Raw genomic sequence first — 17,646 nt, 5'->3', positions numbered from 1 at the left:
GTGCGTCACCGGTGCAGGGACTCGGCGACGGCCGGGTCCTCGAGCACGGTGACGCACCAGGCGAAGTGCTCGTCACCGCCGCCCGGCGCGAAGGCGTCGCTCGTGGCCATCGCATAGGCGGCCCGGTACAGCAGGAGGTCGTCGACCGCGTAGCCGAACTCGTCGGCGAACCGCGTGGTGAGCTGCCGGGTGATCTCCGGGGCGTGCTCGGTGCCCGCCGGGAAGATGGCCGCGGCCACGGCGGCGTCGAACCGGGGGTCCCCGCCCGTGGACAGGAAGCCGTAGTCCACGAGGGCGAGCGGCCGCAGGTCGTCGTCCACCAGCACGGTCTCCGGGGAGACGTCACCGTGGACGACCGCCTCGTCGGTACGGGGCAGCGAGCGCAGCTTCCGAAGCAGCCGGGCGCGCATGTCGTCGAAGTCGCGGACATGCGCGGAGAGCCGGTCCGCGCACGGGCTGACCCGCCGGTCCACCAGGTCCGCCAGGGCGGATCCGAAAGTGGTGTGGCCTTCCCACAGCGGGCGTTCCTCGTCCAGCACAGGAAGGTGCTTGACCTCGTCGACGTCATGGGCGTCCGCGAGGGCGCGCAGCACGCCGACCAGGCAGTCGACCGCTTCGGGCAGCACCTCGTCCGGGTCGTCGGTGCGGATCCTGCCCGCCAAGGGCTCGCCGGTCAGCTCCCGCTCCACGGTCATCGGGACACCGTCGATGTCCTTGACGGCGAGGATCTCCGGGGCGCCGAACGGCAGGTGCGCCGCGGCATCGGCGTAGAAACGCTGCATCCGCCGCAGTTCGGATCCCCGTCGGCGCTCCCACACCTTGGCCACCGTTCCGTCCCCGAGTCGGTAGACGGCTCCCTCCACCGCCGCCTCGACGGGTCCGGCGTCGGGATATCCGGCGTCGACGAAATGTCGTACGCGCCGGGCCGTGGTGTCCCGTATCGCATCGGACATCTCGTGCCTCCTTCCGCCCCCGGCGTGAACGACCGGCCGGTCGACGGGGCCGACGCCGGGACCGTCTCCCACAGTAGGCCCCTCGCCCGCGCGGCACCCGGTGACGGAGCGCTGCCGGGCGTCGTGCGGTTCGCCTTCCGCTTGACAGTGGGCCTCGGCGGCGTGCCCCCAGGGGCAGGACCTCGGCGACGCGGGTGGTAAGGCGGCCGGTCGCCAGCCGTTCCAGATCTCCGCAAGCTGTGCGCCGTCAGGTGCACCGCGGACGGCCGCAACCCGGATGGCGCGTTCGGCGGTGGGGAGACGAGCCTGGGAGGCCGAGACGAAGCAATTGCCCGTTCGCAGTACGGGCAGCAGCGGGTCGCCGATCAGCGCGGCATCGAAGACGCCGTCGATGCCGCCTGGGGTCAGGCGCAGGACGCTGGCGGCGATGTCGTGCGGTGCACCGTGCGCGACGGTTTAGTGGGCGCCGAGTCTGCAGGGTCGCCCGCAGATCCAGTAGAACGGGCCAGCCCCCAGCACGAACACGCACGCATCGGCCCCAGCGGCCGCCCCGACCGCCGAGTCCACAGGTTCTCAGGCCGCCGGCCTCAGGGTGTTTGCCATCCCGGACAGGTATCCCAGGCTTTTTTGTTTCTGCAGGTGGTCGGGGGTGGGATCGTTCCACCGTTGCAGGTTGGGTGGCGGCTGTTGCCTCAGGTCCACGAGGCATCCGAGGCTATGGCTGTCGCACCGGTTGAAGCGGCCGAGCGCCCGGCAGCGCCACGACACCCCGACTCACCCGTCCACTGGGACACCCATCTCTTCGGGTGCCCGGGGTGCAGGCGCGGACGCTCAAGGGGGCGCCCGACCGCCTTCGCCCCCGCCAACGCGGTCCGGGAGGAGACGGGGTGGTGCCGCGCCGACAGCCCTGCACCGTAAACCGCAGTGCCGGGCCGCGGGCGCGTGCGACCTAACGCCGATCAGAAAAGAGGAACACGCATATGAACATGAAGTCCCTTGCGGGCCGCCGGGTGGCCGTGGCCGCGGGTCTCGTCCTGGCTCTTGGGTGTGGTGTGTCGGCGCATGCCTCCGCCACCGGGCCATGGACGATCAGCGGCAAGACCGATCAAGCGGTGACGCACCGCTCCGGCGGCAGTGGCGACAAGGGCACCATCGCCGCCTGCTCCCAGGACGTCCTGGGGGTGTCCTCCGTGAAGGAGCCCGCGGACAGCAAGGAGGCCAGGCACCTCCTCTTGATCGTGCAGAACGCCGGCGACAAGAAGTGCAACCTCTACCGCTACCCTCTCGTGCGGCTTGGCGCGGATGCCCCGACCACGGTCCCCGTGATCAAGGAGAGCGACCCGACCCCGGGGGTGCCCGTCACCCTCGCGCCGGGTGAAGAGGCATATGCCGCTCTGCTCGTCAGCGGCGGCGCCAGGGACGAGTACGAGGCGAAGAGCATCACCCTGGGCCTCCAGGGCCGCAAGCTCGGCAGCAACGCGGGCAAGCCGATCGATGTCCCCATGCCCGCCCCCACGTTGTACGCGGACGACGGCCAGCTTGTCACCTACTGGACGACTGCTTCCGGTTTCGCCCTGGATTTCATCATGTCGAAGTGACGGACCTCGATCCGGACCGCTTCCCAGCGGCTGACCAGAACGCTCACTTGGCCTACTGACACCGGCTGAAGTCGGCCGATGGCCCGGCAGCACCACGACACCCCTCACCATGCACCCGCCCCTGGGACACCCATGTCCTCGGGCACCCAGGACGCGGGGTGAGGCCGGTGGGGGTACAGCGAGACACACGTGTGCGTGGTCGGTGGGCGCGTCCGCCGTCGTGGTCGGCTGAGGTCCAGGCGGGCCCCGGGTTCGCCTGTCGTAAGACCGTCCGCAAGGAGCATTCGCGACGAGTAGCAGAGCTCTGCCGGCCGGGCCCGGGCGTGACCATCCGCAAGCACCTTCGGTACGTGGGAAGTTCGCGACAGCAGCACACGTCCACGGGGCGTCGCTCCCCCCTGTCATGTCCGTCGACACTCACGGACAATCCGAACGATTTGTCGAATTCCTGGAGGTTTGATGAAGCCCGTCATACGGAAGGTTGCAAGCTTCGCGGGGGTGAGCGTGGCCGTCGCGGCCATGTCCATGACCGGTGCATCCGCAGCCCACGCGGAGTCCCCCACCCAGGGCTGCCCGTACCCATACGTCTGCTTCTACGTGGACGGCAATGCCTTGAACGCGGGCACGCCGCTCTCGAAGTACCGGGACGTCACCAGCGCCTATCAGGCGGTCACGCCCCGGCCGCACTACGGGGTCCTGAACACCCGGAATGACGACGTGGTGTATCTGCGGCTGCAGAGCGGGGGCTCGATCTGCCTTGAGCCGAACACCCAAACCGTGTTCACCAACTCCTACAGCGTCAACGGAATAAAGATTTCCAGCAGCTCCACGTGCTGAATCCGCTGGAATGGCCGGCAGGCGTGCGTGGGCGCGCCCGCCGGGCGACGGGCAGGGCTGCGCGAGGCCCCCAGCGGCCCGGCCAAGCCGTTCGTCAACGGCAAGACCCTCGGAGCGACGCGCACCACCACGGTGCGGCCCCTGGGCAACCCCGCGGCCGGAGAGATGCACGGCACCACCTCCCTGCCCGTCTCCCATCGCCGGCGGGGACGGCCGGGCAACCAACCCTGCCGGTCCTGCTGTCGGACGGGCTGTGCGGCCTGTCGCTTCGTCAGTCGCCGGTTTCCGCCTTGTCGTCGTAAGCGGCGGTCATGGGGACCCAGCCAGCGGGGTTGCGGTACCAGTAGTGCGGTAGCCCCTTGATGCTGGTGGTGCGGAACGGGCGGCCGTGGTCGTCGATGCGCGCCGTGCCGGTCCGGCCCTGTGAGGACCAGTCCAGGTCGAGGTACCAGTCGCAGGTGCAGGACTCGGTGTGCGCGGAGAGCAGCAGGACCTCCGGCTCCCGCAGGGACACCTGGTAGGGGAAGTCGACCGCGGGCGTCGGTCTGTCCGGGTCGTTGCCGGGCATCGAACGGGCCAGGGGTCGGTGAGCGTCGAGGTTCACGGAGAAGTAGCGGGGGACGAGGATGGCGCCGCAGCCTTCATACATGGAGTAGGCGATGCCCCGGCGGGCGGCGGGGGTGGTGCGGTTGACCACGCGCACATGCAGTGCCTCCAGGACGACGGCGGCTGAGCCGCGTCCCTGCACCGAGATCCGCAGATCGGTGGTGCCGCCGTGCACCGCCCCCTGGGACGCGGCCCACACCGCGGCGTCCGCCGGGGTCGGCGGCGGCGGGACCTGCTGCGGTGGCTTGGCGATGACGTAGTCATGGGCGCATTCGCGTTGCCAAAGCTGGGAGTCGGCCGTCCAGGTGAGCGGAGCGGGCGGTGCGACCGTGCCGGCGCTCGCCCGGCTCTTCTGCGGGCTGCCGCCGCTGTGCGTGGCCGACGCCGAGGGTGTTGGTGTGGTGCGGGCGGAGGCCGACGACTCACCGCCACCGGAGACGGGTCCGGTAGCGGATGTGGTGAGGCCGGCGAGCGCGACGGCGAGCGATACCGCCAGCGCTATCGATCGCCCAGGCTGTCGTCGAGGCCGCCCGGCGTGGGGCCGTCGGTCGGCCGCCGAGGCCGCCTCCGGGCGCGGGTCGGCCGACAAGGTCGGCTCGGGTGGCTCGTCCGCCGGGCTGTTGTGACTCGCGGATGCGGCCGATGCCGCGGTGCTCGTGGCGTCGTGGGACGTCGGTGTCCGCCGCGCATCAGATGAGCGGGACCGTTGCCGTGCGGCGACTGCCAGGATCCACCGGCGGTGCAACTCCACGCGTTCCTCGGGGGAGGCTCCGCAGAGTGCGGCGAACCGCTCGATCCCGGTGAAGTCCAGGGGAACTGCCTCCCCGGCGCAGTAGCGGTGCAGCGTGGAGGCGTTCATGTCCAGACGGCGGGCCAGCGCCGCGTAGCTGCGGTCTGTGCGCTCCTTCAGACGCGTCAGCAGTAGCGCGAACTCCGCCACGTCATCGTGGATTGCATCCATGTGGTCCGTACTCGCATCCATCCGGCGGCCTGTGCAGTCCTGTCCCGATCCGGGGCGGCATCCCAGGCACTCCCCATAGCTGCACGTCAATACGGCTGGGATGGTTCCAGGGTTGCGCCATCCCTCTCCTCGACGCCTGGGTGCGCGCGGCCAAAGCGGTGGCCAAATCCCTGCTCTCCAGGGACTTCACCGACAAGGCCCTCATGGACGCGGTCGGCGAGGTGCAGCCCGGGGCGGTCGCCGGAACCGCAGGCGCCCCCGCCCCCGCGCCGTCGGAGTGGTCGGTCCGCCTCTCGTCGGCGAAGGGTGCTCGCTTCAGGGGCTCCCCTCGAACCCGAGCCGATCGGGGACCGTGCCGTCCCGCCCCATGACGTCGGCGGACCGGCCATCGGCGAACCGGAGATCCGCGGCTCCGAACTCCCGGGCCCGGGCTCGTGGAGCTGGTGATGACATCAGGAGACCGGAAGCAACGCGAATTCCCCCTGTGCGCACGGAGAGTGGTGGGCGAAATTGAGCCGACCATGTCCCAGGAACTCGTTGCGGCGCGTATCTCAAGGGCCCGGTCGTGGTCGCCCTGTACGTCGATTTCGCCGACGTGGTCCGCCGGCCCCTGAATGTGGCCATCTCCGGGCTGATCACCTGCCGGGAGAATGTGCCGCTGGGGGCAGGCTCCCTCGGTGCGATCCCGCCGCACATCGAGTAGGGGCGAACCGCCGGTGCTCGTACGCCAGCGGCGAGGATCGCGTAGAGCACCCACCTCGTGGAGGAGTTGGGGAAGCCGGCGGGGAACTCGCGCAGCAGTTACAGGACTTGTGGTCGCCGTTTACCAAGATGAGGGTTCGAGGCCGTCCGTGTGATGGTCGAGGAAGGGCAGCCTGTGCGGCGGACCGCTCGGCTGTCCGTCAATGCCGTTCACAGGTGGACGAGGAGTCAACTCATCGTTATCCCGTCCAGAGGTCTGCCGGGACTGATCGGGCCGTGCCGTTGTGCCGGGACCAGTGGGACGGTTGCGTAACACCGTTCCGGACGGAGGTCTGACTCATGACACCTTTGACCGGAGTGTCTTGTCACGGACTTGTCGACTGCCGTTGCGGGATGGTGCCTGCTGTCACCGAGCCCAGGGCGTGTCCCAATAGGGGCGAGCAATGCTCACGACCTGTGGATCGGTCTCGGGCTGGACGCGAAGGGCGTACCTTCCCGGATGATCGACTTCTGGTCATCGAGTAGGCCGACGTTGCACCGTCGGTCGGGAAGGCACGCCCCGTGCTGAGCGTAGTGAATGCCAATGGAACGACCGAGACCGGCTCGCTGATCGACGACATCGTCCGCGAGGGTGCGAGGCGGATGTTGGCCGCTGCCCTGGAGGCTGAGGTCAACGCCTATATAGCTGAGTTGGCCGATCAGCGTGACGAGCGCGGACGCCGCTTGGTGGTCCGCAACGGCTATCACCAGCCGAGGAAGGTTACGACCGTGGCCGGGGAGGTCGAAGTGAAGGCCCCGCAGGTCAACGACAGGCGTATTGACGCGGTCACCGGCGAGCAAGAGGGTAAGACCCGTCGCGAAATCGTCCGTTGCCTCAAGCGCTATGCGGCCCGCGAGGTCTTCCACCTGGTCAGACAGTTACAGTCGGGACCCCGCTCATAGGGGCTGTGTGAGAGGACGAAGCCCCGCCGGATGGTGCTGAGCCTGCGCATGGCGGCGGGCCACAACGAGCCACGCACCGATCTCCCGGAAACCGTGACGTCGTAGGCACGGTCTGCTCAGAGCCCGGATGAGCACCGTGACCGGTGCAGTCGTCGTCGAAGCGGTGCGCAAGCCGTTCGCGTGTGCCGACTCGGTCTTTCAAGCGGGCACCCTGACCTCGGCGGATTCGCCGTTTCTCGCCTGTGCTGCCGTGGGTTGACGGGAGGCTCTGCGGAGGAGTTGCTTGAAGTCGGGGTCGTGCCCCAGGGGAGACAGGAGCAGGAGGAGGCCGGCCCACATGGCGATGGCGGCTACGCCCAGGGGGTGGTCGACGATGGCGCTGAGCGCGGGCCGCAGCCAGTGGGGAGCGCCGAAGTCGTAGAGTGGCGAGGTCCGTACCCTCGCGGCAGAGGCCGGCCTCACACCGACACAGCTGGCCCTCGCGTGGCTCCTCCACCAGGGCGACGACATCGTCCCCATTCCCGGCACCAAGCGCATCAGCTACCTGGAAGAGAACGCCGCGGCCGCCGACGCCCGTCTCGACGTCGAGCACCTCGCCGCCCTGGACGCAGCTCTCCCTCCCGGCGCCGCAGCCGGACCGCGCTACCCCGACCAGCTCATGAACCGCGTCAACAACTGACTCCAGCCCTCCGGTCCGTCGGCCGTGCCCGCCCCCCAGCCCTCAGTGGGATCGGGTGGCCCGGAGGTGAGATTCCCCCGGGCCACCCGACCCTTTCCACACGCTGATGGGCGGTGGAGGGACACACCCAGCACAGATTCACTGGGGACAGGTGGGGACGCAAGGATGGGAACAGACTGACAAGGGTTCTGTGGCATCGACAAAGGTCACCCGTTTTGACCTGCGAAAACGTCATGGATGATCGTTGATCGGGAAGGGCCACCAAGATCCCCAAAGGTCTCATAAGCCGTCGGCCGTCCGCTCCCTCATCTCCGTGAACGGTGAACATCAGTGGCTTGTGCAGGCGGTCGACACGGAGGTGTTCCGTACATACGAGTTCGGGCGCGCCCTGCTGAAGGGTTGCCATTGCGCGGATCACCCTGGCCGGATCGAGTCGAGAGCCGGGGGTTTCCGTACCCTCTCGTGACGGCGTGTGACCCGGCCTGCGAGGACGAGGCCGCCATGACTACGGGCTGGCTCGCACGTTACGGGCCGCAGCACGCGCCGCCCCACAGAGGCGGCAGGCCGTCCTTCACTCGTGGACCCTCGACAGGTTGCGTACCGATCGCGTTCGGTAGGCACCGGGGGTCGCACCGGTCCACCGGCGGAACGCGCGGATGAATGCCGCCGCGTCGGCGTACCCGAGACGTACGGCGATCTGGTCGACCCCGAGTCCGAGGGTGGACAGCATCTCGACAGCACGAGCGTGCCGCGCCGCGTCGACCAGACGCCGGTAGGACGTGCCCTCCACTGACAGACGCCGGTGCAGAGTGCGGGTGGAGACGTGCAGCGCGGCTGCGGCAACGCCCATGTCGGGGATGCCGTCCGGCCACTGCATGAGCAGTTCCCGTACCCGCGCCGCGAATCCGGTGTCGGTGCGCCGGGCCAGCAGGAGCCGGCACTCGCGTTCGCACACCTGCATGGTGTGCTGGTCCGCCTGCGGCAGCGACTGCTCCAGTACCGGCGCGAGGGTGACGATCGCGTTGCGCGGCGCCCCGAAGGCGATGGGCACGTCGTCAAACCCCTCGTACGGCGCGGACTTTTCAGGCCGTGGGAAGCGCAGATCCAGCCGGAGGGGGGTGAAGGGCCGGCCCACGATGGTGTCGAGGATGGCCCGGATAGTGGCTATTTCCCGCTCGATGAAGAAGTGCCGGACGGGCGGGGGCACCAGCCCGTCGTCCAGGACGAGACGGACCTCGTTTTCGTCCTCCTGAAGGTGGATCCCCACCATGGCGAAGGTGAGTTCCAGGTACCGCAGTCCCACAGCCGCGGCCTCGCGTAGCGTCGGGCTGGCGAGCAGTGCGAAGCCCCACACGCTGTACGTACGCAGCGGAATCCGGATGCCGACCTCGAGCCCCAGGCCGGGAGCGTCGCCCGTGGCGCGGACCAGGTTCTGCGCCACAGTGAGCTCCTGCCAGGCCCGGACATGTGCGGCATCGTCGGCAAGAGCGTTCTCGTCCACACCACTGCCGTCGAGGCATACCGGTACGGGCACTCCACGCTCGACGCCCACGTCCACCATCGCGCGCACGCCTGCGATGCCCCGGTTGAACAGCCGTGGAGCCGTAGAGACCTCGTCGGCCGCCGACCCGTGTCCGGAACGGCCAACAGCATGGCCGCCATTGCCTGGAACCAGCATTGCCAATCCCCCTAGCATCGGAAGGGATCGATGCGACGTATCCCGCCGTAGGCTCCCATTCAGCCTAGTCGGGATGTGCGTGAGGCCCAGGGGGCGTGCGCGTTATCAGCCACCGCTGTCTGTAGCGCTCGGCCCGCCCCGCGGTCATCACGCGCGCAACCGCTGCACCGGAAAACATTCTCGAGCACAGCCAGTGAAACACACAGTGCCGGTTGCTGGTTGCCGAAGGCAACGGGGGCACTTCCGAATCGCATGGGCGGAGCGAATGATGGACGAGTTCAGCACGTTGGAAGTAATGCTGGTCGACAATGAGGATCTCGTGCGCCGCGGATTCCGGCAGGCCCTCGGGGAGGCGCCGGATATCACGGTGGTCGCAGATACGAGAGTCGGCGAGGAAGCATTACGCATGGCCGAACTGCGGCGACCGCAGGTCGTCCTCGTGGATGCCGAATGCGAATTCATCGGGAAACTCGCCCGGCCCTTGGGGACGGCAGTACCCCGAGTCGCGTCGGGGATAATTGTCCTGACCAGCAACGCCCTTGACAGCCATCTGCTCGGGTCGCTGAAGGCGGGCGCACGTGGTTTTCTGCTCAAAAGTGCCAGCCAGGACGAGCTGATCTCGGCTGTCCGTGCGGTTGCTGACGGCGCGGCCTTCTTGTGCCCCACGATGACCCGACGGCTGATCGATCGGTTCGAGATTCTGCCGCCGCCACATGAGCGGTCTCACGCGGTCGCCCTGGCAAGCCTGAGCGGCCGCGAGACCCAAGTTCTCTGCGGTATAGCCATGGGCAGGTCGAACCAGGAGATCGCCCACGAGCTGCATGTCACGCTCGCCACCGTGAAGTCCCACGTCTCGCGCATCCTCGCCAAGCTCGAGTTGCCGAACCGGATGCACGCGGCGCTGATGGCCCAGCGGAGCGGTCTCGTGCCCCCGCCCCAGCCACCGCGGGCCAAACAGGCCGCGGCAGGCCCCCTGTCCTCCGGCCGCCCGTCCCAAGCCGTGGTCAGGCGGGCTTGGTGAACGCGAGAACCACGTTGTGACCGCCGAAACCGAAGGAGTTCGAGATGGCTGCGGTGACCGAGATGCGCTGCGGGGTTCCCGTGACGATGTCCACCTTCACCTCAGGATCCTTGTCGTCGAGGTTCCTGGTCGCGGGAATCACGTCGGTGAAAACGCTCAGGACCGTGAAGATGGCCTCGATCGCCCCGGCCCCGCCTATGAGATGGCCGGTGATCGACTTGGTCGCCGTCACCAGAGCATGCGGACCGAGCGATTCCAGCAATGCCGCCGCCTCGATACGGTCACCGACGGGCGTACCGGGAGCGTGGGCGTTGACGTGAACGATGTCCTGCGGGCCGAGGCCGCCGGAACGCAAGGCCTCGCGGATCGCACTGATCTGACCGTCCGCTGACGGAGACGTCATGGTGTGCGCGTCGGAGCTCATCCCTGTACCGGCGAGCGTGGCATACATCCGCGCGCCACGAGCTTTCGCGAACTGGGTCCGCTCCAGCACGACGGCGCCGCCGCCCTCGGACATGACGAAGCCGTCACGGGCACTGTCGAACGGCCGCGATGCGTTCTGAGGGTCCTCATGACGGCCGGACAGGGCTCCCATGCGGGCGAAAGCCGCCATGGACAGCCGGCCGATGCATGCCTCGGTGCCGCCGGCGACAACGACATCGGCCCGCCCGTCCCGCAGTAAGGCGAGCCCCATGGCTATTGCCTCCGCTCCGGAGGCGCAGGCGCTGGTCGGCGCGTGGGCGCCGGCCCGGGCGTCGAGAGCCAGACTGACGGCGGCGGCCGAACCGTTGGGCATCAACATCGTCACCGCGAACGGCGACACGCGGCCCGGCCCTTTGGCCAACGACACGTCGTGCTGGTCGACCAGCGTCCCCCCGCCGCCGAGACCGGTGCCGATCACCACGGCCAGCCGCTCCGGCGCCACCTCGGGCGCGCCGGCGTCGGCCCATGCCTGCCGGGCGGCCACCATCGCGATCTGCTGGCAGCGGTCCATCCGTCGGGCCTCGACCCGGTCCAGTACCTCGGTCGGTTCCTGACTCAGCCGACCTGCCAGTCGTACGGGCAGATCGCGAGACCACGGTTCGTCGAGCACGGTGATCGGGGATTCGCCGGCGAGCAGCGCCTTCCAGGTGGAGTGGACGTCGCCGCCCAGCGGCGTGGTCATTCCCAAACCGGTGACCACCACGCCGGTCGTACCCAGGACCTCCCCGTCCGGGCGACCGGGGAGATCGGGGAGTTCGGGGAGCTTCGGATAACCCAAGAAGTAGTCGTCAGATGCGTCGTAGGACATCGAGGTTCCCTTTCTGAAGCCTTCTGGGGAAACGTTCTCCCTTGGATACGGGCCATTCGTCGTCGACTGGCCGTCGTCATGACGTTATCCAGTACGAGGCACTTTCCGTAACGGCCGACGGACCGAACCGTGACGGCGACCGGAGGATGGCTTTCATCCGTCTTCCGGCCTACTCGAAGCTCGCCTCCGGTAGGGGGGATGGACCCATCCCGCGGCGGATACCCGATATTTCTCCGCCGACTTAGCATCTCTTCGAGCGGAAACCACCAAGACGCACACGTACAGCAATGGCTGAATACGTAACCAAGTCCCGGCGGCTCAGTGGGGAAATGGCAGGGGAAATGCCAATGGCCGAGTCGAACAGGAGGACCACGATGTCAGAGGATGCCGTCACAGAATCCCGACTGGAGCCGACGACCTTGGTCGAGCTCTGCAGGTATCGCGCGTCCAGGGAGCCGGATCGACGGATGTTCGCCTTCCTGGAGAACGGCCTCGAAGAGTCCGACTCGCTCACCCTCGCCCAACTGGACGCCCGGGCAAGGGCAATCGCGGCGCGTCTGAGCAGGCAAGCCCCGCAGGGCGCCCGCGCCGTGCTGAGTTACCCGCCCGGCCTGGACTTCGTGTCCGCCTTCTTCGGCTGCCTGTATGCCGGCCTGGTCGCGGTGCCGGCTCCTCCGGTGCTGCGCGTCGGTGTCGACGACCGGTACTCGCGCTTCCGGGCAATAGTCAACAGCTGCCAACCGGATGTGCTGCTGTCGAGCGGGTCAAGGCTGAACCGTGTCGACGCGTTGCTGAAGGACATCTCCACACCACGCCGGCCGACCTCTGTGGCGACCGACGAGATCAGTGAGACGGACGCGTATGGCTGGAATGCCCCCGGCATCGGCCCGGACACGATCGCGTACCTGCAGTACACCTCCGGCACGACCGGTCCGCCCCGGGGTGTGGAGCTCACCCATGGCAACGTTCTGCACAACCTCTCGTTGATCTTGGCCAACGGTACCCGGGCCACGGACGACTTCGACCTGCTGCCGCCTGTTGTGTCCTGGCTGCCCGTGTTCCACGACATGGGACTGATCACCGGGGTCCTGCAGCCGATCTACGTCGGGTACGACGCCGTAATGATGCCGCCCTCGGCGTTCACCCAGCATCCGGTCAACTGGCTCCGCGCGATATCGGAACGCGGGGCGGGCATCAGTTCAGCACCCGGTTTTGGGTACGAGTTGTGCCTGCGGCGCGTCTCCGAGGAGCAGGTGCGTTCCCTCGATCTCAGCGCCTGGCGGATCGCGGTGGTCGGCGACGAGCCGGTGCGTGCAGAGATGATCGACCAGTTCAGTGCCATGCTCGCCCCGGCCGGCTTCCGCCGCGAGGCGTTCTTCCCGAGTTACGGCATCGCCGAGTCCACTGTCATGCTCAGCGGCGGGCCGGTGGAGCCCGAACCGGTGATCCGCCGGTTCGACGCGGTGGCGCTGGCGAAAGGCAAGGTGCAGCGAGCCGGTCCCGAGGACGAGGTGCGCCGGCTGGTCGGCCTGGGCCAGGTGCACCCGTCCATGACCATCGCGGTGGTGGATCCGGCCACCGGCGAACCGTGCGCCCCGGACGAGACGGGGGAGATCCTGGCGTCCGGACCGAGTATCGGTGCCGCGTACTGGAACGCCCCGAAGGAGACAGCGCGTACGTTCAACGCCACCGTGCGCGGCCACGAGGGCCGCCGGTTCCTGCGCACCGGCAGCCTGGGCTTCCTGGACGGCGGTCAGCTCTTCGTCACCTGCCGTGTGGACGACCTCATCGTCGTGGAGGGCATGCAGCACTACCCGTACGACATCGAGGCGACCGCGGCAGCAAGCCACCCCGCCATACGAGAGGGGTGCTGCTGCGCCTTCACCGCCGAGGACGGCGGACGCACACGCCTCGTCGTCCTGGCTGAGATCAACAGCCGGTACCGCGTCACGACCGGCCCCGTCCCGGACACTCCGCCAGGTCCCCGCGCGACCCACACGGCCGATGAGGTCGAAGAAGCCGTCCGGGAGGCCGTCTTCGCCGGGCACGGCCTCCGGGCCGACGACGTCCTCCTGGTCAAGGCCGGTGCGCTGCCGTTCACCACCAGCGGCAAGTTGCAGCGCGCACAGTGCCGGTCCAGGTACCGGGCGCGGGCATTCGCAACAGTCTGAACCTCGCTCCATGCAGGGGGCGCGCGAACTGTCCACCGCCTTCTGCCTCTTCCTCCGTTTGGAGTGGTCATATGCGAACCAATCCCGAGCACGGTGTCCGACTGCCCGAGGCGGTGGCCGGCGAGCACGGCGCACTGTCGACGCTGGTCGACCTGTGCCGCACTCGTGCGGCAGCCGAGCCCGACCGGAAGAACTTTGTGTTCCTGGGCGACGGTGTCGAGGAATCAGAATCACTGACCCTGGCCGAACTCGACCGCCGGGCGCGGGCGGTCGCCGTGACGCTGCGACAGCAGGTTCCTGCCGCGCGCGCACGCGCGCTGCTGAGTTACCCGCCGGGACTGGACTTCCACGTCGCCTTCCTGGGCTGCATCTATGCCGGTCTGATCCCGGTGCCGGTGGCTCCGCTCGACGGGACGCGGAGCAATGCCAAATGGACCCGGGTGGAGTCGGTCGCCGCGAGTTCCGAGCCCTCGCTGTTCCTGTCGACCGGTCCCATGCTTGCCGCCGCGGAGCACGTCCTCACCGACACCGACGGGCTCGCCCAACTCAACCGGGTGGCGACCGACGAGGTACCCCTGGACCTGGCCCGGGAGTGGACCCCACCGGTGGCCACCGCTGAGATGGTCGCCTATCTGCAGTACTCCTCGGGATCGACCGGTGTGCCGAAAGGCGTCGCGATCACTCATGGCAATGTGCTGAACAATCTGTCGTTGATATACGACAATACGCGTCGGTCTGCCGACGACGCCGGGCTGCCCCGACCGTCGTCGGTGTCGTGGCTGCCGCCGCACCACAACATGGGCCTCATCTGCAATGTCCTCGACCCCCTCTTCTCCGGCCGGGATGCCACCCTGCTGCCGACGATGACCTTCGTGCAGCGTCCGCTCACGTGGCTGCGGGCCATCTCCCGGCTCGGACGCGCGGACAGTTGCGCGCCGAACTTCGCCTACGACCTGTGCGTCCGCCGGGTGACGGACGCACAGCGCCGGGAACTCGACCTCAGCCGCTGGGAGATGGCGCTGGTCGGAGGTGAGCCAGTCCGCTCCGATACGCTCGACCGCTTCAGCGCGGCATTCGCGGAGGCCGGCTTCCGGCGCGAGGCGCTGTCCCCCGCGTACGGCCTCGCCGAGGCGACAGTGATGGTCACGGCCGTGCCGGTCGGCCAGGCCCCGGAAGTCCTGCGGCTGGACCCCGAGTCGCTCGCCGCCGGAAAGGTGCGCCCAGCCGCGTCGGCACAGGACAGCCGGGAGTTGGTCGGCTGCGGCCCGATCCATCCGTTGAGCACGGCTATAACCGTGGACCCGGAGACAGGCAAGCCCTGCGGGGAGGACGAGGTGGGTGAGATCTTCGTATCCGGCCCGAGCGTCGCAACGGAGTATCTGAACGCTCCCAAGGAGACTGCCGAGACCTTCAGGGGGTCCATTCCCGATCAGCCGGGGGAGCGGTTTCTCCGTACTGGTGACCTCGGATTTGTGCAGAACGGGGAGCTGTTCATCACCGGCCGGGCAAAGGATGTCATCATCATCGCCGGTGCCAACCACTACCCGCAGGACATCGAGGCCACCGTTGAGGCCAGCCACCCGGCAGTCCGCGAGTTCGGTACTTGCGCGGTGTCGGTCGACGACGGCGCACACGAACGGCTCATCGTGCTCGCCGAGACGACGACGGCAGCCGGAGGCGAGACCGGTGATCAAGTGACCGCCCAGGAGATCAAGCAGGAGATCAGGCGCGCGGTCCATGCCGGACACCGCATCCAGGTACACGATGTCGTCCTCCTCAAGCCGGGGACGCTGCCGCTCACGACGACCGGCAAGCTGCAACGGCGCGACAGCCGGGACCGTTACCTCGGGGGCTCCTTCGAGGCGGCCCTCATCGAATGACGGTGCGCCCTCTGCGCATCCCGTGCCCTGGCGGGGGCCTTGCCCCGGCCAGGGCACCGCGCAGGTTCGCCGACGCCGGATCCCGTTGCCGACCGTACGCTGAGGGAGTCGATCCGCAGGAATCCGTTTTGGCAGTCCTCTCAGCGGGCGAAAGGGACCACGCAGGGACCACAAGGACAGGAACCAACTGATGAGGACCAGGCAAGGCCGACACAACTGCACACGCCTGACGCGTAAATAGGAGCAGGTCAGGTGGGGGTGGGCAGGTCTGAGTGCCCGGTGGCCGTGGCGGTCGCCGGGTGTCCTGGCTCTCGCCGGTCAGGCCGCGCCTTGCAGCGGGTTGAGGGTGACGGTGTAGCCGAGCTGCTTGAGCGCGTTGATCGCGCGACGGGTGGCGCGTTCGGGGTCGCGCTGGGCAAAGTAGGTGCCGCCCAGCTCGTGGTAGGCGATGTTCTCGGTGAGCATGTGCCAGATCGCGCTGATGATCGAGTGATCGACGGCAACCAGGCCAAGTCCGATGGGCTACGCGGAGGGCGACTGAGCGGGACCCTGGCCCGTAAATGCCCCCGAACTGCTGGTCACAGCTGGGATACCAGTGGGAGATATCGGGGGTGGAGGCGCATCTCGACTCGCCGCTTAGCCGTGCGCTGCGAAGGGCGCCTGCCGGACATCTTACCTGGTCAGGCGCCCTTTTTCTGCGTCTAGAAGAAGCCCAGCTTCTGCGGGGAGTACGACACCAGGAGGTTCTTCGTCTGCTGGTAGTGCTCCAGCATCATCTTGTGGGTCTCGCGGCCGATGCCGGACTGCTTGTAGCCGCCGAAGGCGGCGTGCGCCGGGTAGGCGTGGTAGCAGTTCGTCCAGACGCGGCCCGCCTGGATCGCCCGGCCCGCGCGGTACGCCGTGTTGATGTCACGCGTCCACACGCCCGCCCCGAGGCCGTACAGCGTGTCGTTGGCGATCTTGATGGCGTCGTCGAAGTCGTCGAACGAGGCCACGGAGACCACCGGTCCGAAGATCTCCTCCTGGAAGACCCGCATACGGTTGTCGCCCTCGAAGATCGTCGGACGGACGTAGTAGCCGCCCTTCAACTCACCGTCGTATTCCGCGCGTTCACCGCCGGTGAGGATCTTGGCGCCCTCCTCCCGGCCGATGTCGATGTACGAGAGGATCTTGGTGAGCTGGTCGCTGGACGCCTGGGCGCCGATCATCGTGTCGGTGTCCAGGGGGTGTCCCGGCTTGATGAGCTCGGTGCGGGCGACGGCCGCCGCCAGGAAGTCGTTGTAGTTGCCGCGCTGGATCAGCCCGCGGGAGGGGCAGGTGCACACCTCGCCCTGGTTCAGCGCGAACATGGTGAAGCCCTCGAGCGCCTTGTCCCGCAGCGCGTCGTCCTTCTCCCACACGTCGTCGAAGAAGATGTTGGGCGACTTGCCGCCGAGCTCCAACGTGACGGGCTTGAGGTTCTCCGAGGCGTACTGCAGGATCAACCGCCCCGTCGTGGTCTCCCCCGTGAAGGCGATCTTCGCCACGCGCGGGCTGGACGCGAGGGGCTTGCCCGCCTCCTCGCCGAAGCCGTTGACGATGTTCACCACGCCCGGCGGCAGCAGGTCCGCGATGAGGCTCATCCAGTAGTGGATGGAGACCGGCGTCTGCTCGGCGGGCTTGAGGACGATCGCGTTGCCCGCCGCCAGCGCCGGGGCGAGCTTCCATGTGGCCATCAGGATCGGGAAGTTCCACGGGATGATCTGCGCGACGACCCCGAGCGGCTCGTGGAAGTGGTACGCCACCGTGTCGTCGTCGACCTCGCTGAGCGCCCCTTCCTGGGCGCGGATCGCGCCCGCGAAGTAGCGGAAGTGGTCGATGGCCAGCGGGATGTCGGCCGCCAGCGTCTCCCGGACCGGCTTGCCGTTCTCCCAGCTCTCGGCGACCGCCAGCGGCTCCAGGTTCGCCTCCATACGGTCGGCGATCTTCAGCAGGATGTCGGAGCGCTCGGTCGCCGACTTCCTGCCCCAGGCCGGCGCGGCCGCGTGCGCCGCGTCGAGCGCCCGTTCCACGTCCTCCGCCGTGCCGCGCGCGACCTCGGCGAACGGCTCCCCGTTCACCGGACTCGGGTTGTCGAAGTACTGCCCACGGGCCGGTGGTACGTACTCGCCGCCGATGAAGTGGTCGTAGCGTGCCTGGTAGGAGACGATCGCGCCTTCGGTGCCGGGGGCCGCGTAACGGGTCATGCTGGCCTGCCTCCTTCAGAAGCGCTGCCCGCCGTTGGGCAGCTCTCGCCAGCAGGCTAGGGACGCGGACGTTGCGACCACGTTGCACCAAGTCGCCGGACC

Annotated in this window: 13 protein-coding genes and 2 pseudogenes; 9 read left to right on the top strand and 6 right to left on the bottom strand. The window is 68.3% G+C overall.

The genetic code is table 11. The features are described from left to right. Positions 1 to 5: 5 nt before the first annotated feature. Positions 6 to 953: a phosphotransferase family protein gene (locus ACFV0T_RS00860; protein ID WP_385772953.1), complete on the bottom strand. Its 948-nt coding sequence runs from the start codon at positions 951 to 953 to the stop codon at positions 6 to 8. Positions 954 to 1,933: 980 nt separating this feature from the next. Between ACFV0T_RS00860 and ACFV0T_RS00855 the strand changes: the two genes are divergently transcribed. Both ACFV0T_RS00855 and ACFV0T_RS00850 read left to right on the top strand, forming a co-directional pair. Then, positions 1,934 to 2,551, top strand: coding sequence for a DUF4232 domain-containing protein (locus ACFV0T_RS00855; protein WP_385772951.1), 618 nt, complete (start codon positions 1,934 to 1,936; stop codon positions 2,549 to 2,551). Positions 2,552 to 3,010: 459 nt separating this feature from the next. Next, complete coding sequence (locus ACFV0T_RS00850) at positions 3,011 to 3,388, top strand: hypothetical protein (protein ID WP_121414535.1); 378 nt, start codon at positions 3,011 to 3,013, stop codon at positions 3,386 to 3,388. A gap of 271 nt (positions 3,389 to 3,659) precedes the next feature. Here ACFV0T_RS00850 and ACFV0T_RS00845 read toward each other — a convergent pair whose 3' ends face one another. Beyond that, positions 3,660 to 4,955, bottom strand: a complete 1,296-nt coding sequence (locus ACFV0T_RS00845; RefSeq protein ID WP_385772948.1) for a helix-turn-helix domain-containing protein — start codon at positions 4,953 to 4,955, stop codon at positions 3,660 to 3,662. A gap of 565 nt (positions 4,956 to 5,520) precedes the next feature. On the opposite strand from ACFV0T_RS00845, the gene ACFV0T_RS00840 reads away from it, so the two are divergent. The 4 genes and pseudogenes from ACFV0T_RS00840 to ACFV0T_RS00825 form a co-directional block, all read left to right on the top strand. Further along, positions 5,521 to 5,658, top strand: a complete 138-nt coding sequence (locus tag ACFV0T_RS00840; RefSeq protein WP_385772946.1) for a hypothetical protein — start codon at positions 5,521 to 5,523, stop codon at positions 5,656 to 5,658. A gap of 560 nt (positions 5,659 to 6,218) precedes the next feature. Continuing rightward, positions 6,219 to 6,500: pseudogene (locus ACFV0T_RS00835) on the top strand (transposase); the annotation flags it as partial. Positions 6,501 to 6,726: 226 nt separating this feature from the next. Beyond that, positions 6,727 to 6,858 (top strand): hypothetical protein, encoded by a 132-nt coding sequence (locus ACFV0T_RS00830; RefSeq protein WP_385772944.1) that lies wholly within the window; start codon positions 6,727 to 6,729, stop codon positions 6,856 to 6,858. A gap of 180 nt (positions 6,859 to 7,038) precedes the next feature. Continuing rightward, positions 7,039 to 7,278 (top strand): annotated as a pseudogene (locus ACFV0T_RS00825) (aldo/keto reductase); the annotation flags it as partial. Positions 7,279 to 7,849: 571 nt separating this feature from the next. Here the strand turns inward: ACFV0T_RS00825 and ACFV0T_RS00820 are convergent. Then, on the bottom strand, positions 7,850 to 8,839 hold the full coding sequence (locus tag ACFV0T_RS00820; protein ID WP_385773415.1) for an AraC family transcriptional regulator: 990 nt from the start codon (positions 8,837 to 8,839) through the stop codon (positions 7,850 to 7,852). 385 nt (positions 8,840 to 9,224) lie between these two features. On the opposite strand from ACFV0T_RS00820, the gene ACFV0T_RS00815 reads away from it, so the two are divergent. Next, positions 9,225 to 9,977 (top strand): LuxR C-terminal-related transcriptional regulator, encoded by a 753-nt coding sequence (locus ACFV0T_RS00815; RefSeq protein ID WP_385772942.1) that lies wholly within the window; start codon positions 9,225 to 9,227, stop codon positions 9,975 to 9,977. Here the strand turns inward: ACFV0T_RS00815 and ACFV0T_RS00810 are convergent. Further along, complete coding sequence (locus tag ACFV0T_RS00810) at positions 9,961 to 11,268, bottom strand: beta-ketoacyl-[acyl-carrier-protein] synthase family protein (protein ID WP_385772940.1); 1,308 nt, start codon at positions 11,266 to 11,268, stop codon at positions 9,961 to 9,963. The two genes, ACFV0T_RS00815 and ACFV0T_RS00810, sit on opposite strands and share 17 nt — an antisense overlap. 287 nt (positions 11,269 to 11,555) lie before the next feature. Between ACFV0T_RS00810 and ACFV0T_RS00805 the strand changes: the two genes are divergently transcribed. Both ACFV0T_RS00805 and ACFV0T_RS00800 read left to right on the top strand, forming a co-directional pair. Next, a complete protein-coding gene (locus tag ACFV0T_RS00805) occupies positions 11,556 to 13,439 on the top strand; it encodes a fatty acyl-AMP ligase (RefSeq protein WP_385772938.1) in 1,884 nt (627 codons plus the stop codon). Continuing rightward, complete coding sequence (locus ACFV0T_RS00800; protein WP_385772936.1) at positions 13,397 to 15,319, top strand: fatty acyl-AMP ligase; 1,923 nt, start codon at positions 13,397 to 13,399, stop codon at positions 15,317 to 15,319. The genes ACFV0T_RS00805 and ACFV0T_RS00800 overlap by 43 nt, the downstream gene beginning before the upstream one ends. 318 nt (positions 15,320 to 15,637) lie before the next feature. Here the strand turns inward: ACFV0T_RS00800 and ACFV0T_RS00795 are convergent, their stop codons facing one another. Together ACFV0T_RS00795 and ACFV0T_RS00790 are read right to left on the bottom strand one after the other, a co-directional pair. Then, complete coding sequence (locus ACFV0T_RS00795) at positions 15,638 to 15,784, bottom strand: hypothetical protein (protein ID WP_176985818.1); 147 nt, start codon at positions 15,782 to 15,784, stop codon at positions 15,638 to 15,640. Positions 15,785 to 16,020: 236 nt separating this feature from the next. Continuing rightward, on the bottom strand, positions 16,021 to 17,544 hold the full coding sequence (locus tag ACFV0T_RS00790; protein WP_385772934.1) for an aldehyde dehydrogenase family protein: 1,524 nt from the start codon (positions 17,542 to 17,544) through the stop codon (positions 16,021 to 16,023). Positions 17,545 to 17,646 lie beyond the last annotated feature (102 nt).

Source organism: Streptomyces sp. NPDC059582, from assembly GCF_042735715.1.
In the GTDB taxonomy this organism is placed as follows: Bacteria; Actinomycetota; Actinomycetes; order Streptomycetales; family Streptomycetaceae; genus Streptomyces.
The sequence above is the reverse complement of the archived record's forward strand: the minus strand, read 5'-3'. Positions and strand labels throughout refer to the sequence as shown.